Source organism: Thermovenabulum sp., assembly GCF_049701175.1.
Classification (GTDB): Bacteria; Bacillota; Thermosediminibacteria; order Thermosediminibacterales; family Thermosediminibacteraceae; genus Thermovenabulum.
The window spans coordinates 50,772-72,687 of the sequence record NZ_JBNATW010000007.1 but is presented as its reverse complement, the minus strand read 5'-3'; the positions used below and the strand labels follow the sequence as shown (position 1 = coordinate 72,687).

Annotated in this window: 27 protein-coding genes; 12 read left to right on the top strand and 15 right to left on the bottom strand. The window is 36.1% G+C overall.

Annotated elements, in window-relative coordinates:
- Positions 1-14: 14 nt before the first annotated feature.
- From ACPLVF_RS03960 to ACPLVF_RS03950, 3 genes are read right to left on the bottom strand one after another with little or no spacing between them, the layout of a single operon-like run.
- Positions 15-602, bottom strand: a complete 588-nt coding sequence (locus ACPLVF_RS03960) for a Uma2 family endonuclease (protein ID WP_424906524.1) — start codon at positions 600-602, stop codon at positions 15-17.
- A gap of 3 nt (positions 603-605) precedes the next feature.
- Positions 606-1,235 carry a DUF4194 domain-containing protein gene (locus ACPLVF_RS03955; RefSeq protein WP_424906523.1) on the bottom strand — a complete coding sequence of 210 codons (630 nt, stop codon included), beginning with the start codon at positions 1,233-1,235 and terminating at the stop codon, positions 606-608.
- A 2-nt stretch (positions 1,236-1,237) separates the two neighbouring features.
- Positions 1,238-2,620, bottom strand: coding sequence for a Wadjet anti-phage system protein JetA family protein (locus ACPLVF_RS03950; RefSeq protein ID WP_424906522.1), 1,383 nt, complete (start codon positions 2,618-2,620; stop codon positions 1,238-1,240).
- 250 nt (positions 2,621-2,870) lie between these two features.
- On the opposite strand from ACPLVF_RS03950, the gene ACPLVF_RS03945 reads away from it, so the two are divergent.
- Complete coding sequence (locus ACPLVF_RS03945; RefSeq protein ID WP_424906521.1) at positions 2,871-4,271, top strand: ATP-binding protein; 1,401 nt, start codon at positions 2,871-2,873, stop codon at positions 4,269-4,271.
- Between the two features lie 85 nt (positions 4,272-4,356).
- Here the strand turns inward: ACPLVF_RS03945 and ACPLVF_RS03940 are convergent, their stop codons facing one another.
- Both ACPLVF_RS03940 and ACPLVF_RS03935 read right to left on the bottom strand, forming a co-directional pair.
- Positions 4,357-5,064, bottom strand: a complete 708-nt coding sequence (locus ACPLVF_RS03940) for a methyl-accepting chemotaxis protein (protein WP_424906520.1) — start codon at positions 5,062-5,064, stop codon at positions 4,357-4,359.
- An 87-nt stretch (positions 5,065-5,151) separates the two neighbouring features.
- Complete coding sequence (locus ACPLVF_RS03935; RefSeq protein WP_424906519.1) at positions 5,152-5,295, bottom strand: hypothetical protein; 144 nt, start codon at positions 5,293-5,295, stop codon at positions 5,152-5,154.
- 349 nt (positions 5,296-5,644) lie between these two features.
- On the opposite strand from ACPLVF_RS03935, the gene ACPLVF_RS03930 reads away from it, so the two are divergent.
- The 5 genes from ACPLVF_RS03930 (at position 5,645) to ACPLVF_RS03910 (ending at position 7,540) form a co-directional block, all read left to right on the top strand.
- The gene (locus tag ACPLVF_RS03930) at positions 5,645-5,869 is read left to right on the top strand and encodes a DUF1659 domain-containing protein (RefSeq protein ID WP_424906518.1); all 225 of its coding nucleotides are present in this window, start codon (positions 5,645-5,647) and stop codon (positions 5,867-5,869) included.
- 36 nt (positions 5,870-5,905) lie between these two features.
- Complete coding sequence (locus ACPLVF_RS03925) at positions 5,906-6,127, top strand: DUF2922 domain-containing protein (RefSeq protein WP_424906517.1); 222 nt, start codon at positions 5,906-5,908, stop codon at positions 6,125-6,127.
- 101 nt (positions 6,128-6,228) lie between these two features.
- Positions 6,229-6,384 carry a YvrJ family protein gene (locus tag ACPLVF_RS03920; RefSeq protein WP_424906516.1) on the top strand — a complete coding sequence of 52 codons (156 nt, stop codon included), beginning with the start codon at positions 6,229-6,231 and terminating at the stop codon, positions 6,382-6,384.
- A 12-nt stretch (positions 6,385-6,396) separates the two neighbouring features.
- A complete protein-coding gene (locus ACPLVF_RS03915; protein ID WP_424906515.1) occupies positions 6,397-6,921 on the top strand; it encodes a peptidoglycan recognition protein family protein in 525 nt (174 codons plus the stop codon).
- A gap of 67 nt (positions 6,922-6,988) precedes the next feature.
- Complete coding sequence (locus ACPLVF_RS03910; RefSeq protein ID WP_424906514.1) at positions 6,989-7,540, top strand: competence protein ComK; 552 nt, start codon at positions 6,989-6,991, stop codon at positions 7,538-7,540.
- Here the strand turns inward: ACPLVF_RS03910 and ACPLVF_RS03905 are convergent.
- From ACPLVF_RS03905 to ACPLVF_RS03885, 5 genes are all read right to left on the bottom strand, one after another.
- Positions 7,520-8,569, bottom strand: a complete 1,050-nt coding sequence (locus ACPLVF_RS03905; protein ID WP_424906513.1) for a protein-glutamate methylesterase/protein-glutamine glutaminase — start codon at positions 8,567-8,569, stop codon at positions 7,520-7,522. The genes ACPLVF_RS03910 and ACPLVF_RS03905 overlap by 21 nt on opposite strands.
- Before the next feature lie 76 nt (positions 8,570-8,645).
- A complete protein-coding gene (locus tag ACPLVF_RS03900; RefSeq protein ID WP_424906512.1) occupies positions 8,646-9,995 on the bottom strand; it encodes a sigma-54-dependent transcriptional regulator in 1,350 nt (449 codons plus the stop codon).
- Between the two features lie 163 nt (positions 9,996-10,158).
- Positions 10,159-11,322 (bottom strand): NRAMP family divalent metal transporter, encoded by a 1,164-nt coding sequence (locus tag ACPLVF_RS03895; protein ID WP_424906540.1) that lies wholly within the window; start codon positions 11,320-11,322, stop codon positions 10,159-10,161.
- A 237-nt stretch (positions 11,323-11,559) separates the two neighbouring features.
- Entirely contained in the window at positions 11,560-12,642 is a 1,083-nt protein-coding gene (locus ACPLVF_RS03890) for a sensor histidine kinase (protein ID WP_424906511.1), read from the bottom strand.
- Entirely contained in the window at positions 12,629-14,095 is a 1,467-nt protein-coding gene (locus tag ACPLVF_RS03885) for a sodium:solute symporter family protein (RefSeq protein WP_424906510.1), read from the bottom strand. Before ACPLVF_RS03885 ends, ACPLVF_RS03890 begins: the two co-directional genes overlap by 14 nt.
- Positions 14,096-14,332: 237 nt before the next feature.
- Here ACPLVF_RS03885 and ACPLVF_RS03880 point away from each other — a divergent pair, with 237 nt between their 5' ends.
- The 6 genes from ACPLVF_RS03880 (at position 14,333) to ACPLVF_RS03855 (ending at position 18,561) form a co-directional block, all read left to right on the top strand.
- Positions 14,333-15,103 (top strand): LamB/YcsF family protein, encoded by a 771-nt coding sequence (locus ACPLVF_RS03880; protein WP_424906509.1) that lies wholly within the window; start codon positions 14,333-14,335, stop codon positions 15,101-15,103.
- Positions 15,104-15,118: 15 nt separating this feature from the next.
- The gene (pxpB, locus tag ACPLVF_RS03875; protein WP_424906508.1) at positions 15,119-15,850 is read left to right on the top strand and encodes a 5-oxoprolinase subunit PxpB; all 732 of its coding nucleotides are present in this window, start codon (positions 15,119-15,121) and stop codon (positions 15,848-15,850) included.
- Between the two features lie 21 nt (positions 15,851-15,871).
- Positions 15,872-16,873, top strand: a complete 1,002-nt coding sequence (locus ACPLVF_RS03870; protein WP_424906507.1) for a biotin-dependent carboxyltransferase family protein — start codon at positions 15,872-15,874, stop codon at positions 16,871-16,873.
- A 21-nt stretch (positions 16,874-16,894) separates the two neighbouring features.
- Positions 16,895-17,674 carry a putative hydro-lyase gene (locus tag ACPLVF_RS03865; protein WP_424906506.1) on the top strand — a complete coding sequence of 260 codons (780 nt, stop codon included), beginning with the start codon at positions 16,895-16,897 and terminating at the stop codon, positions 17,672-17,674.
- A gap of 249 nt (positions 17,675-17,923) precedes the next feature.
- Entirely contained in the window at positions 17,924-18,217 is a 294-nt protein-coding gene (locus ACPLVF_RS03860) for a nucleotidyltransferase family protein (RefSeq protein ID WP_424906505.1), read from the top strand.
- A gap of 32 nt (positions 18,218-18,249) precedes the next feature.
- The gene (locus ACPLVF_RS03855) at positions 18,250-18,561 is read left to right on the top strand and encodes a DUF86 domain-containing protein (RefSeq protein WP_424906539.1); all 312 of its coding nucleotides are present in this window, start codon (positions 18,250-18,252) and stop codon (positions 18,559-18,561) included.
- A 60-nt stretch (positions 18,562-18,621) separates the two neighbouring features.
- On the opposite strand, the gene ACPLVF_RS03850 is transcribed toward ACPLVF_RS03855, so the two are convergent.
- The 5 genes from ACPLVF_RS03850 to ACPLVF_RS03830 are packed head-to-tail and all read right to left on the bottom strand — an operon-like array spanning position 18,622 to position 21,897.
- Positions 18,622-19,434 (bottom strand): GGDEF domain-containing protein, encoded by an 813-nt coding sequence (locus ACPLVF_RS03850; RefSeq protein ID WP_424906504.1) that lies wholly within the window; start codon positions 19,432-19,434, stop codon positions 18,622-18,624.
- Between the two features lies 1 nt (position 19,435).
- On the bottom strand, positions 19,436-20,356 hold the full coding sequence (locus ACPLVF_RS03845; protein WP_424906503.1) for a hypothetical protein: 921 nt from the start codon (positions 20,354-20,356) through the stop codon (positions 19,436-19,438).
- 31 nt (positions 20,357-20,387) lie between these two features.
- Positions 20,388-20,834, bottom strand: a complete 447-nt coding sequence (locus tag ACPLVF_RS03840; RefSeq protein ID WP_424906502.1) for an anti-sigma regulatory factor — start codon at positions 20,832-20,834, stop codon at positions 20,388-20,390.
- A complete protein-coding gene (locus ACPLVF_RS03835) occupies positions 20,803-21,195 on the bottom strand; it encodes an STAS domain-containing protein (protein ID WP_424906501.1) in 393 nt (130 codons plus the stop codon). Before ACPLVF_RS03835 ends, ACPLVF_RS03840 begins: the two co-directional genes overlap by 32 nt.
- A gap of 15 nt (positions 21,196-21,210) precedes the next feature.
- Positions 21,211-21,897 carry an STAS domain-containing protein gene (locus ACPLVF_RS03830; RefSeq protein ID WP_424906500.1) on the bottom strand — a complete coding sequence of 229 codons (687 nt, stop codon included), beginning with the start codon at positions 21,895-21,897 and terminating at the stop codon, positions 21,211-21,213.
- Positions 21,898-21,916 lie beyond the last annotated feature (19 nt).

The following is a 21,916-nucleotide window of genomic DNA, read 5'->3' as shown; positions in this document are numbered from 1 at the left end:
TACGGTTTATTGAGTCAGTCTACTTTAATATAACTAAAATCTATCTCAAAATCTTCGAATATGCCCATTTTAACTTTGCTCGAAAAGGTATAATATTCCGGATGGCCGTATTCCCCTTCAACATTAAGCCTGTAGACGAGAATGTCCCTGGTTTGCGGGTTTACTATCCAGTACTCTTTTACCTTAAAGCGGTTATATAGATGAAGTTTTCTGATATAATCATGGGAGGAGTTATTCGGTGAAACCACCTCGATTATCAAATCGGGGCTTCCCATGCATCCCCTCTCGGTCAATTTGACTTTATCGCAGATTACGGAAATATCGGGCTGCACTATGTTTTTTGATTCTTCGGGCTCCTGACCTTCTTCGATAAAGACCACATCGAAGGGTGCGACATACACCTCGCACGGCTTTTGAGAAGCTTTTATAAAATTTCCTATCATAATGGCAAGTTCTATTAATACTTTCTGATGAATCCTCGAAGGCGATGGTGACATGTCGTAAATGCGGCCTTCAATTATTTCTACCCTTTTGTCATCCGGAAATTTTAAATAATCTTTATAGGTATATTCCTTATTAATTTCTGGCCATTCTAAGGACATTTTTTATTCCTCCTCCGTAAGGTCGTTTTCTTCATCGGAAAAATCTTCGCCCAGCATATTGTAAATCGAGTTTATCTTTTCATTGGTAATAATAAACAAAATGGTAGGGTATATTATTATTTTGCTCTCGTAATCGTCCGCTGCATTATCCATTTTTTCTATTATCTGATAATTTTTGAAAAAATTCAACGCATCCTTTAAGTCCCTTTCCGCCGGTTTTTTATCTATGACACCTATGTTTAAAAGTTTTTTTACCACATCCCCCTTGGTCACTATTACCTCTTTCCTTAAGGACAGCTTTTCCCTTTCTTCTTCGTATAATAGCCTTAGTGCAAAGAGCGCTAAGGTGTCGAATTTCTTCAATCTCGCCCTGTTGAGTTCAAACCTGTTGTAAAGGGATATTACCCCGTAGTTATTGTCCTTTTGCAGTTCCCATCCGGCAATGGAAAGATAGTTTGTAAAAATCTCAAAATGGCGCTCGATAAATCTATAGTCCGGGTTTATCCTGAGGCCCATTAATTTTGTATCGAATTTTTCCCTTAATATAAAATTGTGAGAAAGCAAAAAGTTGACGAGCCTTGTAAACTCCCTTTTATCGGCATCGCTTAAATTTTCGTATTCTTCATACCACATCTTTACACCTTCTTTTTTATCCTCATTTGCGGGATTTTATATCCGTTTATGAAAACACTTCCTTCTTCGAACACTACATCGTAAAAGGAGCCCTTTTCGTCGTGCATAAATACCCCGAGGATGAGCATTATGAATTCTTCATCGTTTTCAATTATTATATCCTTCGATTGAATTTCGCTTTTCCCCTTTAAAAGCTCTTTAAAAAATTTATAAATTTTCTGGCGTGTGAAACTGTTTTTTAGCCTCTCCTTTAAAAAGTCCATTTCCCTTTCAAAATCGCTCGTATCATCGCCGATTTCGGGTATTTTAATAAATTTATCGTCGGGTATTTTCCTTTCAGGCTTTTTAATGTAAAGGGAATTTTCGTCGATGTAATTTTGTAAAAATATGTTGATATTTTGATTCACGGCTTCGTATATGTTTTCCCTTTCGGGCAGGGCTTTTAATATCTCAACAATTTTCCCCTTAATGCTCAAATCCGCATTTAAGAGGTACTGCATCCTTTCCACCGAAGCCCTGGTGTAGGAAGCCCTTTTCTTGTCTATTTCGTAAAGCAAAAGGTCGATTTTATAGTAAATTTCCAAAATATCGTTTATCATTCCCGTTATTTTTGAAATAGCCTCTCCTTCGTCTTTGTATATCCTTCTTTTCAACGATGATCTTACAAGGAGGTCCATCATCTCCCTGTCGGTGAGCCACGAGTTCAATATATTAATTATGGGGGTTTTATACCGGGGAATGGAGTCGAAGGTCTTTAAAGGGTGGTATATCCTGTCATCTATCAATTCTTTAAACTCGTCGAAGTGCTCTTTTAGAATCTCTCTTACCTCTTCCTTTTCATACAGCATCTGATGGTATTTCCTCAGGTTGTTTAAAAGGCTTTTCAGTTCATCTATAAGTTCTCTTGTCTTTTTGTGGGCTTCCATAAGGGCAAAAATGGCATCTTCGCTTCTTTCCACATCCTGATTTTTTAAGTTGTTGTATGCCGAGTGGACAAAGGAATTGTAGTCTTTTACCTCCTGATTTTGAAGTTCGTAAAGGGTGTTCAATATTTTTATGGAGTAATCGTGAAGGTACACCAATTCTTCAAAAAAATTTTCCGCGTAATCCCGGTAAATCCACCCGGTTTTTTCAAGCTTCCTTAATATAAAATGGGCAATGGAGGAAAGATTGTTTTCCTCGGGAAGTTCTTCTTCCTCACCTTCGGGTGAAAAGTTGGAAACCTCGAGAAAGCTCTTTAACCTTTCCACAAGGTCGTCTTTTCTTAACAGCACTTCCTCCCTGTAAGCCTTAAAGATTATAAAAAGGCATTCTACATAAATATGTTTATTTTTCGATGAAAGCACTGAAAATAGGTTTTCGGGTATTTTATCGAAAAAGGCCATTCTTTTCTCCTTCTTTTTTTGTCTTTTTCTTTTTTAATTATTATATCAAAATTTTTTATGCCGATTTGGGTTAATTTAGTTCCTATCATAATTTTACATCATTTTTTATTACGCAAGAAAAGGTATAAGGTATAATGAATAATAATATGGAAATAATTTTAATGATATGCTATAATTTTACTAACTTTAGAGTTAGTAACTTTAGAGTTAGTAACTTTAAATATACTAATATTTTGAGGTGATTCTTTTTATGTTTATTGGTAGAGAGCAGGAACTCAGCGTATTAAATAAGCTTTATAATGAAAATAAATTTCATTTTATTGTTATGTATGGAAGAAGACGAGTTGGAAAAACTACATTGCTTACAGAATTTTGTAAAGATAAACCTTCTATTTTTTATGTAGCAGAGGAACATAACGATAAGATAGCTCTTGAGTCATTTTCGGATAAAATACTCTCCTTTTTTGGGCTAAGTGGATTTGTTAGTCGGTTTGAATCCTGGGAAAAAGCATTTCTTTTTATAGCCGAACAGGCAAAAGATAGGCGTATAATACTTGTTATAGATGAGTTTCCCTACATTGTAAATGCAAATAAAACCATACCGTCTTTATTACAAAATCTTATTGACCATCATCTAAAAAATACCAAACTATTTTTTATCATCTGTGGTTCTTCCGTTAGTTTCATCGAAAAAGAAGTTCTAAGTTATAAAAGCCCTTTATACGGACGAAGAACGGCACAAATGGTAATAGAACCCTTCAATTTTTTTGAAAGCAGAAAATTTTTCCCAAGATATGACTTCGAAGATCAAGTTATGGCTTATGGAATTTTAGGGGGTATTCCTCAATATCTGAATAATTTTGATGATACAAAAGATATTTATGAAAATATAAAAGCAAAAATTTTAGATAAGGTATCTTATCTATATGAAGAGCCAAAACTACTGTTAAAACAAGAAGTAAGAGAACCTGCTATGTATAATTCAATAATAGAAGCCATAGCAAGCGGTTGCAGCAAATTGAATGAAATATCTACCAAAGTTGGAGTAGATACCGATAAATGTTCTAAGTATATTTCTACATTAATTGATTTAAAAATAATTGAAAAAATATCTCCTGTCGAAATTAAAGAAAAAAGCAGAAAAAGTATATATAAAATTAAAGACAACTTTTTTAGATTCTGGTATAGATTTGTATTTCCAAATAAGGATTTGATTGAAATGGGACTTTCAAAAGAAGTTATTGAAAATAAAATAAAGCCCTATATCAATGAATACTTAGGCGGGGTTTATGAAGAAATTTGCGTAGACTATCTTAAGTTATTGAATAAAAATAGAAAACTGCCATTTGTATTTGAAAAAATAGGCAAATGGTGGGGTAATAACCCTTATAAAAGGCGTGAAGAAGAAATAGATATCGTGGCATTTGACAAAAATAATATCTTACTAGGGGAATGTAAATGGAAAAACACTAAAATCGATAAATCCATCTTGAATAATCTGATAGAGAAAGGCTGTGTATTTGATTATGATAATAAGTATTATTTTTTATTTTCGAAGAGCGGTTTTACTGATGATTTAATAAGGTATGCGCAAAGTAGTGATAACATATTTTTAATTGATAATAAAGAAATTTATGATAAAACAAATTAAGTAGTATGAAAAGTCTTAGAGTAAAAAAAGGCCATTTTACGCAAATGGCCTTTTTTATGTGCGCGCGACATGCCAACGACAAATTTTACTCCACCTTAAACTTATTTACCGATTCCGTCATTTTCCGGGTAATGTCGGTAAGATTCTGTGCCGTGGCAGCTATCTCTTCGGTGCTGGCGCTCAATTCCTGTGCCGAGGCGGAGACCTCCTGTGCCGAAGCCGAGATCTCCTCCACCACGGAGCTTATGCTTTCCGCCTTGTTTAACACCGCATCTTTGGATTTTACGGTTTCATCTAAGGCAAGATACGTATCGTTAATAAGCGGTGCAATATTTTTTACCGAATTTAAGATGTTCTCGAAGGACTTTAAAGTCTCTTCCACCGCCGAAACCTGGGAATTCAACATTTCGGACACGCAGTTCGATGTATTTGAAACTTCCCGGGTTTCGTCCCCTATCTCGTAAATCAGGTTTTTGACTTTCACGGAGGAGGACTTGGTCTCTTCCGCTAATTTCCTTATCTCCGAAGCCACCACCGCAAAGCCCTTGCCCACCTTTCCGGCCCTTGCCGCTTCTATAGCGGCGTTTAATGCGAGAAGATTCGTCTGCTCCGCAATGCCGTTTACAATGTCGTTTATCTCACCCACCTGTGAAACGGAAGAAATGAGGTTTTGCACCCTTGATATCACTTCATCAAAGGCCCTTTTAATATTTTCAATGTTCGCTATCAAGCCATCGAGGACCTTCCTACCTTCATCGGCCTTTACCTCGGCATTTTCGGAGCTTTCCCTCATCGCCTTCAATTTCAAATATACGTTGTCGATGCTTTCGGTGATGTTCTTTATTAATTCTACTATTTCCCGGCTATCCGCGGCCTGGTTTTAGGACATGTTTACAAGCGCTTTTTCTGCCTCTTGCGTAAGGGCTTTTTGAGCAAAAAAATAACTTGTAAAGGAGAGTGCCGCTAAACTTATAACGATAATTAGTGAAAATAATAAGGTCATTTTGCTTTTTATGCTTCTCATACCCATCCCCATCCCCTTTCATAAAAAAATAATAAAAAATTCGTCACATTCCGTTGATATTTTAACAAAATATAATGTACCTGTAAATTTTTCATTTTTTTAATTTCTTTTATTATTTGAAATTGTATATTAAAAGCTCTCTTATCCATAATTTTCCTCAATAATTTCAAACCTTTTTATAATGAAAACTTATTCAATAGACCTCACATGAAATATCAATATTAAAAAGCAAACATTTGTTCTCATTCGGTTTTCGACCCGGGGTAGGTCGTCTTTTTTGTTTTTTTCTGCCTCCCTTTATAATTAGAATTGTCGCGCGGCAGTAAAAAAAAGATGGAGGTGAAAAATCATGGTTAATGCAACACCGGTAAATGCGGTACTTGAAATCCACGTTGAAACAGGAGTGGATGAACAGGGAAAACCCGTTGTCAAGGCAAGGTCTTTTAGAAATTTAAAGACCGATGCCCAGGACCAGGACGTAATGGATGTGGCAAAGGCTCTGGCAGGGCTTCAGGCATTTAACCTTAAAGCTGTAAGAAAAACCGTGGAAGTTGAGCTTACCGAAACCGTCTAATAGGGCTAATAAAAAATTAACAGGGAGGTGAAGTAAATGACAAGCAATTTGGAGCTTTCCTTTCAAAATACTGCGGGGAAAACGGTGAGGATTACCCTTCAGGAGCCCAAGCAGGACCTTACTCCGGAAAACGTGCAAAATGCCATGAACCTGATACTTTCCAAAAATATCTTCTCCTCTACGGGAGGGGACTTGGTGAAAGCTCTCGGAGCGAGGATCGTTGTAAGGGATGTCATCGAAGTGATTCCATCGGCTTAATAAAAGCGGGGTTTATCCCCGCTTTTTTAAAACCCTTTTTTTGAGTTTTAACACTACGGCTATTTGGTCCATATATTTTACAGAAAGGAAGGGTGTTTTTCATGGAAGGACTGATAGCTCAGGTTGCAAATGTGGGCTTTCCCATAGTTGTTTCTATTTACCTTTTGGTGAGGATAGAAGCCAAGATGGAAAGCCTCACATCCAGCATCTTTGAGCTCGCTAAGGTTATAGAAGGCATAAAGGAGCAAAAAAATTAGGAGGGAAATTTTATGGAAAGGCTTTACCCGAAGTTTATAATCCTTCACCACACCGCAGGGCACGACGTCTCCACCTTAGAAATAAACAGGATGCACGCCCAAAAGGGTTTCAGAGTAAAGATAACATCGCCCGATTACCTCGTGCAGGAATACATCGAAAGGGGTTTTTTAAAAACCGATGACGGTGGAGTAATAGTCAGTGTAGGCTACAACTACCTCATTAGGGTGGACGGAACCATAGAAAGGGGAAGGCCCGATTTCGTGGTGGGGGCCCACTGCAGTGCGTCAGACATGAACGCACGGTCTATCGGAATTGCTTTGACGGGAAATTTTTCTTCCAAGGACAATCCAACTGGGAAAAAGGGGCACATGAAACCCACTGAAGCCCAAAAAAAAGCATTGAAGCAACTTTTATACTACTTAATGGATATTTATAAAATACCAAGAACAGGGATCTTACGCCATAAGGATGTTGTGGGTGCTGCAACTGACTGTCCCGGGGATAGGTTCGATTTTAACATTTTTTCCCTTGCGTAGAAGCAAAAATGTTATATAATTATTATAGAACATATGTTTGGTCAATTTAAGTAAAGGGGGACTTCAATTGTCGTCTGTTTCAAAGGGAAATTTTGAAAAGTATATAAACCAAGGCATAGCAGCGATAATCCCTGTTTACCAGAAGGATTTGGGGAACGCATCTTTGTTAATATTAAAAAGCGGTGAAGAAATTTTAGTAAAAAAGACGGTTAAAACCCTGATAAGCAAAATGGCAAGGCATTTTGGAAAGGATGTGGCCCTTTTGAGGAATGAATACGGGAAGGCCGTCAATAAGAGGAACGGGGTCCCCCTACCTTTATCCTCAAACTACATCATGATTCCGGTAAAGTTCAGGGAAAAGCCCCATTCTTTAAACGACGGCACCTTGGGATACATATCCTTTTATGAAATCGAAAGGGTGAAAGAAAAGGACAAAAAAAGGTCTATAGTTTCATTTAAATCGGGGAAAGAGGTAGATGTTTTTTTAAGCACCGCGACAATAAACTCCTATTTAAAGGATGCAAGGCTTATTTCAAAAATTCAAGAGGATAAGGAAAATATGGAAAATAAGCTTAAGGTTATCAAATTCTTATCGGAATTATTTTCTAAGCCCAGCTAATTCAATTATTTTGGAGGGTATTTCGTAATTGGGGAGGACAAATTCCGCTCCTCCCTTTTCTATTGCCGCCTTGGGCATACCGAAAATGACGGCGGTCTCCTCCGATTCGGCAATTGTCCTTCCTCCAGCCTTTCTTATTTTGACCATGGCTTCAGCACCGTCCGAACCCATGCCTGTCATTAACACCCCAATGGTGTCCTCTTCAAACACAGTGAGCACCGATTCCATAGTCACATCTGCAGAGGGCATGAAGCGGTGTTTGGGGTAATCGGTAAGCTTAATCCTCACATCGCGTTTGTCTCCTTCTAATAAAAGGTTGTATCCTCCCTTCCCTACATAGCAGACACCCGGTTCCACCCTCATGCCGTCTTCGGCTTCCACCACTTTTATCTTTGAGTTTTCGTTAAGCCTTTTGGCATACTGCAGGGTAAAGGCAGGGGGCATGTGCTGCACCAAAAAGATCGCGGCATTTATATCCGAAGGTATGTAGGGCAAAACCTCCATTATGTTTTTGGGGCCACCTGTTGAGATTCCTATCACAACAGCTTTCATTTCCTTTGACTGAAAGAGGGATTCCTTATTTATCCTGGGCGGTGAAGCTATTAGTGTTTTATCACGCTCCTTCAAAGAAACTTTGCTTTTGGCCGCCGCCTTTACCTTTTCTATTATTTCCTCGGAAAGGTCCTTTAAATTTACAGAAATGCTTCCACCGGGTTTGGGTATAAAATCAAAAGCGCCTAACTCTAATGCCTTTAAAGTTATTTCAGCACCTTCTTTGGTTAGTGAAGAAAGCATTATAACCCTGCCCAAATTTTCTTCCTCTATTATTTTAAGGGCTTCAAGGCCATCCATCTCGGGCATGTTCACATCAAGGGTTATCACATCGGGATGTAACTTTCTTGCCTTTTCGACTACATCTTTCCCGTTTCTTGCAGTATCCAAAACCTTTATTTCCGGGTCGCTTTCCAATATATCCTTTATCATAAGCCTCATAAGGGCGGAATCGTCAGCTACAAGAACCTTTATCATAATAATTCACCTCTATCTTTATTTTACCTTATTTTATAAAATATTAAAACCCTTCTTCCACTAGAGAAGGGTTTTTTTAATCGCTTTCAAAATATTTTTTCATTCTCCTTTGCAGTGCAAATCGGCTAATACCCAAAAGTTTTGCGGCTTTTGAAATATTGCCCCCGGTTTTTTCAAGGGCCAATTTTATATGGTATTTTTCCAACTCTTCCAGGGGTATTACATCGGTTTTTGGGTATTTTTCTAAGACTATATCATCTACCGAACCCCTCATTTCAAGGGGCAGTTCTTTTTCGGTAATATATTCTCCTCTTGCTATTATAACCGCCCTTTCTATAATATTCCTTAATTCCCTCACATTGCCCGGCCAGCTGTAATTTAAAAGAATTTCTTTTGCCTTTTCGGTAAAACCTTTGATATTTTTATTAAATTGGGTATTGAAAACCTTTAAAAAATGTTCCGAAATGAGTAAAATATCTTCTTTTCTTTCCCTTAAAGGTGGAATCTTAAAGTTTACAACGCAGAGCCTGTAATATAAATCCCTCCTAAAATTTCCCCTTTCTATTTCCTCCTTTAAATTTCTGTTTGTAGCAGAAATAATTCTTACATCAACAGGGATGTAGTTTAGGCCTCCAACCCTCCTTATGGCCTTTTCCTCCAAAAACCTAAGGAGTTTTGCTTGAAGCTCTAAAGGAAGTTCCCCAACCTCATCCAAAAAAAGTGTGCCACCATCTGCGAGCTCAATTAAGCCCTTTTTTCTCTCCGATGCTCCGGTAAAAGCGTTTTTCTCATGGCCGAAAAGCTCGCTTTCAAATAAATTCGCAGGAATTGCGCTGCAGTTGATGGGAATGAACGGCTTTGTCCTTCTTTCACTGCTTTCATGTATCATTTTTGCCATTACTTCTTTACCCGTGCCCGTTTCACCTTCTATTAATATAGGGCAATCGGTATTTGAGATGTTTTTAAGTTGAGAAAAAATGTTTAGTAGTTCCTTATCCTTTGTGATAAATACGCTTTTTCCCTGCAGGGATTTTAGGACACTGTTTTCCTCCAAAAGAGCCCTTTCTTTTAAGGCTTTTTTTATAGAAATCTTAAGTTCATCGAGGTCAAAGGGTTTTGTAATAAAATCATAAGCCCCTTTTTTTACCGCTTCCACCGCCGTTTTGGTATCACCGTAAGCGGTTATTAATATAAATATGGTATTTTTGTCAATTGCTTTTATAGACTCCATAACCTTAATACCGTCTAAATCGGGCAGCCGTAAATCCAAAATCACTATATCGGGCAAAATCATCTTAAATTTTTTTATACCTTCTTTTCCCGAAAATGCAGTATCTACTTCATATCCTTCCGTTTTTAATGCAATTTGTAACGCTTTACATATTGATGGTTCATCGTCTATTATCAGCACTTTGACCGAACTCATAAATATACATCACCTGCTTAGTATAACAATTACATCACGTTTAGATATTCGACAAACAATAGGCGTTGTCCTCCTTTACTATAAAAAAGATGTTTTTTCCCAATATAAAAAAGCGCAGAAAGAACTCTGCGCCCTTTGAATATTTTATGATTTTTATTATCTCTTATTTAAAAAGCTGTGCTATTCCCGTCAGTGAATTGATTCCGCCGTATACCTCTATTAAAAAGACTATAATTCCAAGTATAAGCAATATGGTCGGATGATTATAATCGCCAACTATCTTTTTATTCTTGCAAGCTAAGAGCATTGAACCCAGTGTGATAGGTAGTATTAAACCGTTTATAGCTCCTGCAAATACAAGGAGTGTTACAGGTTTTCCGATAAATATGAAGAACAATGTGCAGAATACTATAAAGCCTATAATGAATTTAGAGAAGTTTTCTTCTACAGGTTTGAAATACGTTTTTATAAAAGAGAGGGTGGTAAAAGAACAACCTACAACCGAAGTAGTGGCGGCCGCCCAAAGCACAAGACCAAATAACTTATAACCCACAACACCTGCAACCGTCAAAAAGGGTGTTGCAGCAGGGTTCACCGGGTCGAACTGAACTCCTTTAGTTGCTACCCCAAGGTCTGCAAAGAATAGGGCATATCTCATTATACCCGCAATAACTATTCCAAATACAGCACTCTTTGTCGCTTCTTTTACCGCATCAAGGCCTCTCATATTTCCTTCAATAAGACGGTGCCCACCTGCAAAGGTTATATAACCGCCAACTGTTCCGCCTACAAGGGTAACCAAGGGTAAAAATTCAAATTTAGTCGGAGCAAAGGTGCGAACTACAGCTTCTCCAACCGGAGGATGTGCAGCCACAGCAACATAGGCAGCCAACAGCACCATAACAACTCCTAACACCTGTGCAAACCTGTCCATTGCACTTCCCATTTCTTTAGATGTGAATATGAGGATACAAATAACAGCTGATATAGCTGCTCCTATACGAGCATCAAGCCCAAATAGGGTATTTAAAGCCATACCTGTCCCCGCTACATTTCCTATGTTAAAAGCTATACCGCCGATTACTATAATGAGAGATACAAAATATCCAAGACCCGGTAAAACATCATTTGCTATTTCCTGTCCGCGCTTGCCAGCTGCAACTATAATTCTCCAAATATTCACCTGGACTACTATATCAATTATTATCGTCAAAAGTATTATAGCGCTGAAACTGGCTAAGTATTTTTGGGTAAACACTGCTGTTTGTGTAAGAAAACCCGGTCCTATAGCAGAAGTAGCCATTAGAAAAGCGGCACCTAAAAGCATGCTTAAAGAGTAGTTTTTTTTCTCCAAATCTTATTCCTCCTTCTAATTTCTTATTATTTTTAGTATCTGTTTTTAAAATTTTTTAACTCGAGTTTAGGTAATCTTACCACCTCCCGGTTGTATATTTTTTTTGCAATAATTATTCCAAAATAAAAAAAGCCCGATTCTTCAATAGATGGGCTTACTTTTTAATATTCCAGTCTATATTTACTGTTGTATTTCGCTCAATATGTGCGATTATGCACACGGTAAAAATATGTGAACCTTTGTACCTTTATTTTCTTCGCTTTCAATACATATCCTCCCGTTATTTTTATGTACAAGGGTTTGAACCACACAAAGCCCCAAACCAGACCCTTCAGTAAAGGTGGAGAAAAAAGGAGTAAAAATCTTATCCAAATTTTCTTTTGAAATTCCCATCCCTGTATCTTCTAAAATAATAGCTACTTCTCCTTCACACTTTTGAGCTCTTATGCTTATTAAATCGTTCTCCCTGCAGGCTTTAATTGAATTGGAAATTATGTTTATAAAAATTTGTTTTAGGTGGGTTTTATCTACACTGACTTTTAAATTTTTCCCCACATCTATATTTAATCTTATTCTCTTCTTTTTTAATAAAGGCTTTATAAAGGGTAAAAGCTCATCAATGACATTTTTTACATAAACCGCCTCAAATTTGGGTTCAGACGGCCTCGCATAGTTCAACATATCTTTTATTATTTTGTCTATCCGATTTATTTCCATATATATCAGTGAAAAAAGCTCACGATGGACTTCATCTTCCCCCTTTAAATTTGATTCTATCACCTGTAAGCATGACTTTATCCCCTGAAGGGGATTCCTTATTTCGTGAGCAAGAGATGCGGACATTTCACCTATCAATGTCAATCTATTTATCTTTTCTAAGTGTTCAATGTATTCCTTTAATTTTAAAACCATAGTATTGAAGGCATCTTTTAATGTACCTATTTCGTCCTTTCTTTTATATTCCACCTTTACATCAAAATCACCTTTTGCAACACGCTCGCAAGCAATTGATAGTTTCTTAATCGGCCTTACAATGCTGTATGTGAAAAAAAACGTGAGCTGAGAGGCAGCTATAATAGCAATTATTGCAACCAATATGGTGTACTTTTGAAGTTCCAACAATTTAGAAGTTATAATCCCTGTGTAAATGTTTTCATTGTAATCGGGCAGTTTATAAACCAAACTTTTGAATATCTTATAAGAACCGTAGTAGGAGGTAAAACCGAGAACAGCTAAGGATACGATGATTATTATCAGAAAAGGTATAAGTATTCTTGCTTCAATGCTTCTCATTTTTTATCACCTCCCCCACGATAAATCCAATAAGTGAAACTATAAAACCCGGCAGTCCCGGATGGACCAGTTTTAAAAAAAGAATCTTTGTTCTGCTTTGATAAATTAAAAAGAACATATATGTAAATAAACCGGAAAAGAAGGATATTTCAGCACTTATCCTCTTTGGTTTTTTAATAAACATAGTCGCATATAATGGCACGAAAATTGATGATGAAAATATGCCCCAAATATTTCCTCCGTATTCGATAAGATTTTCAGGGGGCTTTAATGATAACAGCATGGAAACGGTACCCGCAATACCTATTAAAAACCTGTTTATATTAAGTATCTTTTCTTCATCATCAACCCTTTTAAAAAACCTTTTTAATAAATCGTTCCAAAAGCTTGTGGCTATTAAAAGCAATTCCGAATTGGCGGTGGAAACCGAAGCAGCTATTATCCCTATTAAAAATATTCCGGTTACCCACGGTGGAGCAATCTTATTAAATAAAAACGGAATTAAATTATCAATATTACCCGTACTATTGCCCGCAGTCAGTATTAAAGTCCTCAAACCTATAGAACCAAAAACCACAAAAAAGTAAATTACTGTTAAAACAATTAACGAATATACTATCATCTTTTTTGCAGTCTTGCTGCTGTCAGCAGATATTACCCTTATCAGGTACTGGGGGTTTGCTGCAAGCCCTAATCCCCATCCGAAAAAGGACGATAATATGTAAATAGGAGGCTGCAGCCCTTTGCAAAAGGGATCCAAAAGACCTCCTTTCGGAGTTTTTTCAATCCAATTTGAAACAGGAAAGGTATCTACATTTGCGGCAGCGATAAGTAAATTCTTAAAGCCGAGATTTTTCGAAATTATGAATAGGCCAAATATAAATAAGGATATAAATATGACAAAGGTATTTAATGCATCTGATTTTACAACAGAAAAAAGCCCGCCAAAGGTGGTATAAATTATATATAAATATACAAGTAAAATGGAAAGGCTGTACGGAATATCGAGGAGCATGCTCATAACCATCCCAAAACCCTTTATCTGCATGGTGATGTAGAGTATATAAGAAATAATCATTATTACAGCAGAACTTGTCTGAAGGGTTGGTGAACTGTATTTTTTTAAAAAGAATTCGGGAAATGTATAAATTTCTTGTTCCCTCATGTTTTTTATTAAAAACAAAAGTAAAAACGCTCCAAAAAACCACGGCAGTATGCTGTAAAAAGCAGCAGAAATCCCATATATATAAAGATAACTGCCCAAGCCCAAAATCGATGCAGCGGAAAACCACGTCGCTATAAAGGTGCCTGTGCTGTAAAAAGTATTTAATTTTCTGCTGGCAATAAAAAAGTCTTCAACATTGTAGGTATCATAAAAACCGCTTCGAGTGGAGTAAACTATTAAAAAAGTATAAATCAGAAAAAAAGACATAAACAAAAAAGACTTAACCATCTTAAATTCCTCCATTTGATTTGATTATAGAGTATCCTTAATGAGCGATATCGCACATCTTTATATAAAAAAAGATATAAAAAAGCTATACAAAATAATTATAATAAAAATGATTCATAAAAAGAATTCCACAAGCTCAAAAGTTTCAAATTTCCATTCCATTAACAAACGGTAATTAGGTATAAATTTTGCAATATAAAAAAAATAAAACAAAAAATCTTAAAAGGAGGTTTAAAAATGCTTTTCAAAATCGACTTAAACAGCGACATAGGTGAAAGCTTTGGTGCTTACAAAATAGGAAGGGATGAAGAGATAGTAAAATACATATCCTCTGCAAACATCGCCTGCGGGTTTCACGCAGGAGACCCAAATGTAATGGCAAAAACCGTAAAATACTGCAAGGAATACAACGTAGCAGTAGGAGCCCATCCGGGTTTCCCCGACCTTTTGGGCTTTGGTAGGAGGAACATGGACGTTTCTCCTGAAGAAGTGAAAAACTACCTCATTTATCAGATAGGAGCATTAAAGGCATTTGCAGAAAGTCAGGGTTTAAAACTTCAGCACGTTAAAGCCCACGGCGCCCTTTACAATACGGCAGCAAAGGACGCAAAACTTGCAGCAGCAATCGTAGAAGCAATAGGATTGGTGGACGAGGATTTAATCTGCGTGGGATTGGGCAATTCTGAGCTTGAATACCAATCCAATAAAAAGGGCATTAAATACGCCATAGAGTTCTTCGCTGACAGGAATTACAATCCCGATGGAACCCTTGTCCCAAGGAGCGCCGCAAATGCAGTAATCCACGACGAAGATGAAGCCTGCCGAAGGATTTTAAAAATGGTAAAAGAAGGAAAGGTAGTAGCTGTAGACGGCAGTGAGGTAGATGTAAAAGCAAAGACCGTTTGCATCCATGGTGATAACCCCAAAGCAGTAGATTTTGCAAATAAACTCAGTCAATTATTCAAGGAAAACGGAATTGAAATTTCACCGATGAAAAATTTATTTTAACCGGGAGAGATAAAAATGTACGAAAAACCGAAAATTTTGCCCGAAGGTGACAGAGCAATCCTTGTGGAATTTGGCAACGAGATATCCGAGGAATGCAATAACAAGGTGATGGCCCTTTACAACTTTTTTAAAGAAGAAAAACCAAAGGGAATTGTATCCCTTATCCCTACCTATCGGTCGCTTTTGATAAAATACGATCCCCTTTTGATGCCTTATAAACAAATTGCTGAAAAAGTTGAGAAGGCACTTTCTTCTATTAAAGACACTGCTTATAAAAATGCAAAGGTCATAGAAATACCTGTCGTCTACGGTGATGAGTTTGGTCCCGACTTGGAATTCGTAGCATCCTATAATAAATTGACCCCTGAAGAGGTAATAGAAATACACACAAAACCCCTATACCGTATTTACATGCTGGGATTTACCATGGGTTTTGCGTACCTCGGCGGAATGTCTGAAAAAATTGCTACCCCCCGCCTTGAAAGGCCGAGGGAAAAAATTCCTGCAGGCTCCGTAGGGATTGCAGATAAGCAGACAGGCATTTACCCTATAGAAAGCCCCGGAGGGTGGAGATTGATAGGACAAACGCCCGTAAAAATCTACGACCCCAACAGCCAAAACCCGATTTTGTTAGAGGCAGGTAATTATTTGAAATTTGTCAGGATAACCAAAGAGGAATTCTTTAAAATCAAAGAAGAAGTAAATCAAGGTAAATTTAAGGTAAATATGTACGATTACACCAATTGATTTTTGGGAGGTAGTTAAAAATTGGATGTTTTCAGGGTGATAAGCCCCGGCTTGTTTACAACTATACAGGATTTGGGAAGGTTCGGTTTTGAGCACCAGGGGGTCCCCACTTCCGGTGCAATGGACGAATTTGCCTTCAGGATTTCTAATATTTTATTGGGAAATCCCGAAAATACCCCCGCTCTTGAAATCACAATGTTAGGTCCTCAATTAGAAGCCCTTAATGATACGTGTATATCAGTAACAGGGGCAGAAATCCCCGTCTATTTAAACGGCAATTTGGTGCACGGCTGGTCCGTAATTCCGGTAAGGAAAGGTGATACGGTATCTTTTGGGCAATTAAAGTCCGGATGCCGTGCCTACCTTGCGGTTAAAGGAGGATTTGAAGGGGACTTTAAGATGGGAAGCTACTCCACATATACAAGGGGAAACATTGGGGGCTACATGGGTAGAAGGCTTTTAAAAGACGATATCTTAAAGGCAAAGGAAACTAATACAAAATGTAAATTCGTAAAAGTAAGGGACGAATACATTCCTAAATACCCCTCTTTTTTAGAAGTAAGGGTTATTTTGGGACCTCAGGACGACTATTTTGAAAAGGAAATGATTGATAAATTTTTGAGCTCCGAATACACAATAAGCAAGGATTCGGATAGAATGGGATTTCGTTTAGAAGGCCCGGAAATAAAAGCAAAAAAACATGATATAATAACCGATGGACTCGTTCCGGGTGCTATTCAAATACCCGCAAACGGAAAACCGATTGTCATGCACAAGGATGCTCAGACAACGGGTGGCTATGTAAAAATCGCAACCTGTATTTCTGCAGACCTTTCCTTGCTTTCCCAGCTGAAACCCGGAGATAAGGTGAAATTCAAGGCAGTAACTATCGAAGAAGCTCATAAAATTTTAGCAGAAATGGAAGAGAAAATAAGGATTATAAGAGAAACTGCGGTTGTTTTGAAATATTTTAATGTAAAAGTAAATAATATAGAGTATTTTTCAATCTTAGAAGAAGTATAATAGGAAGGGGACATTTAAATTATGAATAATTTAAATTCTTCTGAAGCAAGAAAATTAATTAGAGAAGGTAAATGGCAGGGGCCAACCTGTGGAATGGCTTTAGGTTTTGTTCAGGCAAACTTGGCAATCCTTCCGAAAAAATATGCATACGATTTTCTTCTTTTTTCATTCAGAAACCCCAAGCCCTGTCCTTTATTGGATGTGTTAGATGCAGGAAATCCGGTCCCCAATATAGCAAAGGATGCGGATATAAGAACCGATATCCCAAAATACAGGATTTATAAAAATGGGAATTTAGTCGATGAAGTCACGGACATAAAAGATATATGGCAGGATGACTTTGTCTCCTTTTTAATAGGATGCAGTTTTACCTTTGAAAAGGCTTTGTTAGAAAACGGTATACCCGTAAGGCACATAGAAGAAAACAAGAATGTTCCCATGTATATTACAAACATTGACACCGTTCCTGCCGGTGTTTTTTCAGGAAAAATGGTAGTAAGCATGAGGCCGATACCGGAAAAATTGGTGATTCGTGCAATTCAGGTAACATCAAGATTCCCTTCAGTACACGGCGCACCCGTTCATATAGGCGACCCTAAGAAAATTGGAATTAAAGATATTGAAAAGCCCGATTTTGGGGACCCTGTTGAGATTAAGGAAAATGAAGTGCCAGTTTTCTGGGCATGCGGCGTTACACCGCAGGCTGTAGCATTAAATTCAAAACCGGAAATAATGATAACCCATTCTCCCGGTCATATGTTTATAACTGATTTAAGAGATGAAGAATTAGCTGTTTTATAGTTATAAAAAAATCCTCCGAGAAAATTTCGGGGGATTTTTTATGTTCTTTTTGTTTATTGCAAAATAAAAATGCAGTTGGGAAAAACTTTTTTAGCTTATCTATTGGAGTCCGAAACCTTATTTTGTTTTTTATTATACAATTTTTTGCTGGAATTTTACATGGGAAAAGGCAAAAACTGTCGTGATTTTGCAGAGTTTTGAAGAAAAATTTTCTGTAAAGTGATAAAATATTATTAGGAGGTTTGTGCTATGAGTGAATTGGAAATTTTTATTGAGAAAATAAAAAGCAACAAGGATTTTCTTAAAAATCGTTTTGGCGTTAAAGCAATCGGCATATTCGGATCATACGTCAGAGGAGAGCAGAATAGCGAAAGCGATGTCGATATATTAATAGAAACAGATAAGCCCGTTAGTTTGTTCGATTTGGTTGAATTGGAAGATTTTCTTTCAGAGCTGCTCGGCAAAAAGGTTGATCTTGTCTTGAGAGATGAGCTAAAACCAAGAATCGGTAAAAATATACTGAAAGAGGTTGCTTACATATGAAGCAGAGAGATTATTGGGATTATTTGTAGGATATTATAGACGCAATAAAAGCTGTTCAGGATTTTGTTGAAGGAATGGATAAAAAATCTTTTGCCCATGACCTAAAAACAATTTATGCTGTTAGAAAAGCTTTAGAAATTATTGGTGAAGCTGCTAAAAATGTTCCCCAATCCTTTAAAGACAAATACCCCGATATACCTTGGAGACAGATGGCAGGTATGCGTGATAGACTTGTCCATAAATACTTTGGTGTCAAGATAGATGTGCTGTGGGAAACTGTCCAAAAAGATATCCCTTTGCTGAAATCTATGTTTAACGATATGATTAAAAAAGAAAAGAATTAAGTTAACATAAAAAATCCCCCGAGAAAATTTCGGGGGATTCTTATGTATTCTCATTCTATATTAAACTCGCGGCTTGTGGTTTAGTTCTTTATAAAAAACTATCCTATTTTTGCCCATTCTTTTTGCTTCATACATAGCAATATCAGCAAAATGTATAAATTCTTCAACTGTTGAAGGACTGTCTTCAAGTAAAGATGATGCTCCTATACTAATTGTAGTTTTTTTATTTAAAGAATTTATGTTTAAATTTTCTACCCTTTCTCTAATCCTTTCTAAAGGTATAAACAGGTTACTGTAATCAACCCCAAAAAAGATAATTACAAATTCTTCACCACCATATCGGAAAGCTTTATCCTTTTCTCTTATCGAATCCCTAATAATCCTTGCAACCTCTTTTAAGACTTCGTCACCTGTTACATGTCCATAACAATCATTTATTTCTTTGAAATTATCTATATCCAGCATTGCCAAAGAAAGATTCAAACCATCCTTCAAACTCTCAAACCACAACTTAGGTAGTATTGAATCAAAGGCTAATCTATTATATAACTTAGTCAGCATATCAATGCTTATCTGTTCTTTTAACTTTAAAAGGATGTTGGCTATTGTTATAAAAATTTGCGCTAAGAATTCATTTGCTCTTTTAATAAAAATCCATTGAACTGTATCATTGTCTTTTTCTACATTAAGGATATCTTCCAAGGAACTGAAATGGATTTCAAGTATATCAATTGCTTGTAATATATTGGGATTTTTAATCTCAAACAAACTCTCAAAGGCTTCAAGTAAAATACTTTCATCTCCATTGGTAAATATATACTCTCGTAAATATCTCTTATACTTTTCTGAAAACATCTTTATCTCCTCAAACAAGCTAACCCCCCTTCCTCAACACAAACACAGAGGAATCATCATCTTTTATCTTGAATTTTTCAGTAATTTCTCTCGCAATATTATCAATATTATCTAAAAATAATCTCATTGGATTTATATAATTTAAAAAATTACCTCTGATGCCATCAGTTGTTGCAATTAAAATATAATCATTATTCACTTCTTCGTTAAAAACTTTTCTGTCTACATATTGTCTTCCTACAATTCCGGGAATATTTAATAATTTTTTGATAGATTTTTTCTGAATTAAATTAGCATTGATATTTCCCACATTTATATATTCAATCTTTTCATCATAGACAAAACATATAAACAAAACTGCACCGCGAGTATTTGCCAAGGCTTCCTCAACAACTATATAAACTTCATTAATATTATAAAATTCGGTTTTATTTAGTTTCTCCTTTACTTTTTCTGCAACTTCGAATGCCTTTTCACCATGTCCCAAAACATCCCCTAATACAAATAAATAGCAACCGTCATCTATCCTTCTTTCATAAAAAAAATCACCCGATCTTTTTTCCAAATAATGGGGTTCAATCAATACACTATAATTTATTTTGTATTTTTTCTCAGTTTCCTCTTTTTGCACTAAATTTATCCTCAAATTAAATATAACTTTCTTTTGTTGTATTATTCTTATTGTTATAAAATCCGAATGGTTAGATATGATTTTCCACCCTAAACCCAAACCTTTTTTCCCATTTTTTAAGTTGTCCACAGAAATTTCATTTTCGGCAATTATGTTTACACCATCATCGGTCAGCGCAACATCTATTCTGCCATTTTTCCCATACTTTAGTATGTTTGATGCAAGTTCTCTTAATACCAAAAAAACCTCGGGCTTATTTATGCCCCTACTTTCCAATAATTTTTTAGAATAGTGCTCTAAAATAAACAAGTCAAGCTGATCTCTTATTTCTAAGCTAAAATTAATAATTACGCCTCCTTTTTTTCACAATTACAACCGTTCCCTTATCTACTTTTGAATTTATATAAAATTCATCCATTAACCTTTTCACACCAGAAAGTCCAAGGCCAAAACTTCCCTTAGTTGTAGAATAACCGCTTTGCATTGCTAAATTCAAATCTTTAATGCCAGGACCATTATCATAAGCAACAATTTCAAGAACAACACTTCCTTTGTCATTAATTTCTCTTACGAATATAAAGCCTTCTCCTGCATATCTGTAAATGTTTCTGGCAAGTTCAGAAACAGCAGTAGATAACTTTGTTACATCTCCCAGTGAGAAATTTAATCTTTTAGCAAAATCTTTAACCATTTGCCTCGCAACTACTATATCCTTTTCATCCTTTATTTTAACTACTATATCATAATCTTTTGGGTCAATCTCTATCAAAGATTCCTTTTCCTTCATAGGAATTTCCTCTCATCCTTTTTATTAATTTAAATGCTCCTTCTAAATCTTGAGCAAAATTTATCCCTTTCAAATCAATACCCATTTGAGCCAATGTGAGTGCTACTTGAGGCTGTATTCCGCAAATGAAAGTATCACAGCCCATCATCTTCACCATATTAGCAGTTTCCAATAACATATATGAAATATAGCTATCAATAACATCTATTGTGCTCACATCAATTATTAAAGTATTTATTCCGAGTTTTTCAATTTCATTTAATATTTGATTTTGGATTTTTTCAACAGTTGAATCATTAAGTTCAATTTGGATTGGCACAATTAAACAATCAAATAATTTTATTGTTGGAACTACCCTCATCTTTAATTCTCCTCATTATTTTTCTTCAATTTCTGAAATAGCATATTTTAGTCCTGACTCTAAATCCCTCTTTACAATAACCATATTAAAATCAATTCCTATTTTTACAAGGGTATGGGCAATATTTGGTTTTATTCCCGTTAAAATAACATCGCATCCCATGAGCTTCACTGCATTAAACATTTCTATTAAATATCCTCCCACAACAGTATCAATAATTGGCACACCTGTTACATCTATTATCGCAATTTTTGCCCTCGTTTCCGATATAAATTCCAATAATTTTTCGCTCATGCTCTGTGCTCTCTCAGAATCAAGGGTGCCTATAAGGGGCAATAATACTACATCCTTCCATATTCTAATAGTAGGAGTAGCAAGTTCACTTAAAACATTTTTTAACTCAGTTAAATAATTGTTTTTTTCTTTTAGATATTGGTTCTGAACACAGCATATTTGTTTGTAAATATAAGCAGCAGGAAAGTTTTTTACAATTTTCGCTAAATACTCAATCCCATCTACAATTTTTTCAAAAGGTATTATTTCAAACAAGTTTTGTATACTTTTTTGCAATTCGCTTTCTTTTACTCCTTCTTCGTATTTCGCTAACACCATTAAAAAATCTTCCCAACTTTCTTTAACACCTGAAACTTTTTCTAATTCCGATAAAATTTCATTAAATTTGGTTAATATATATTCCTTCAATCAGAACCCCCCTTGCTTT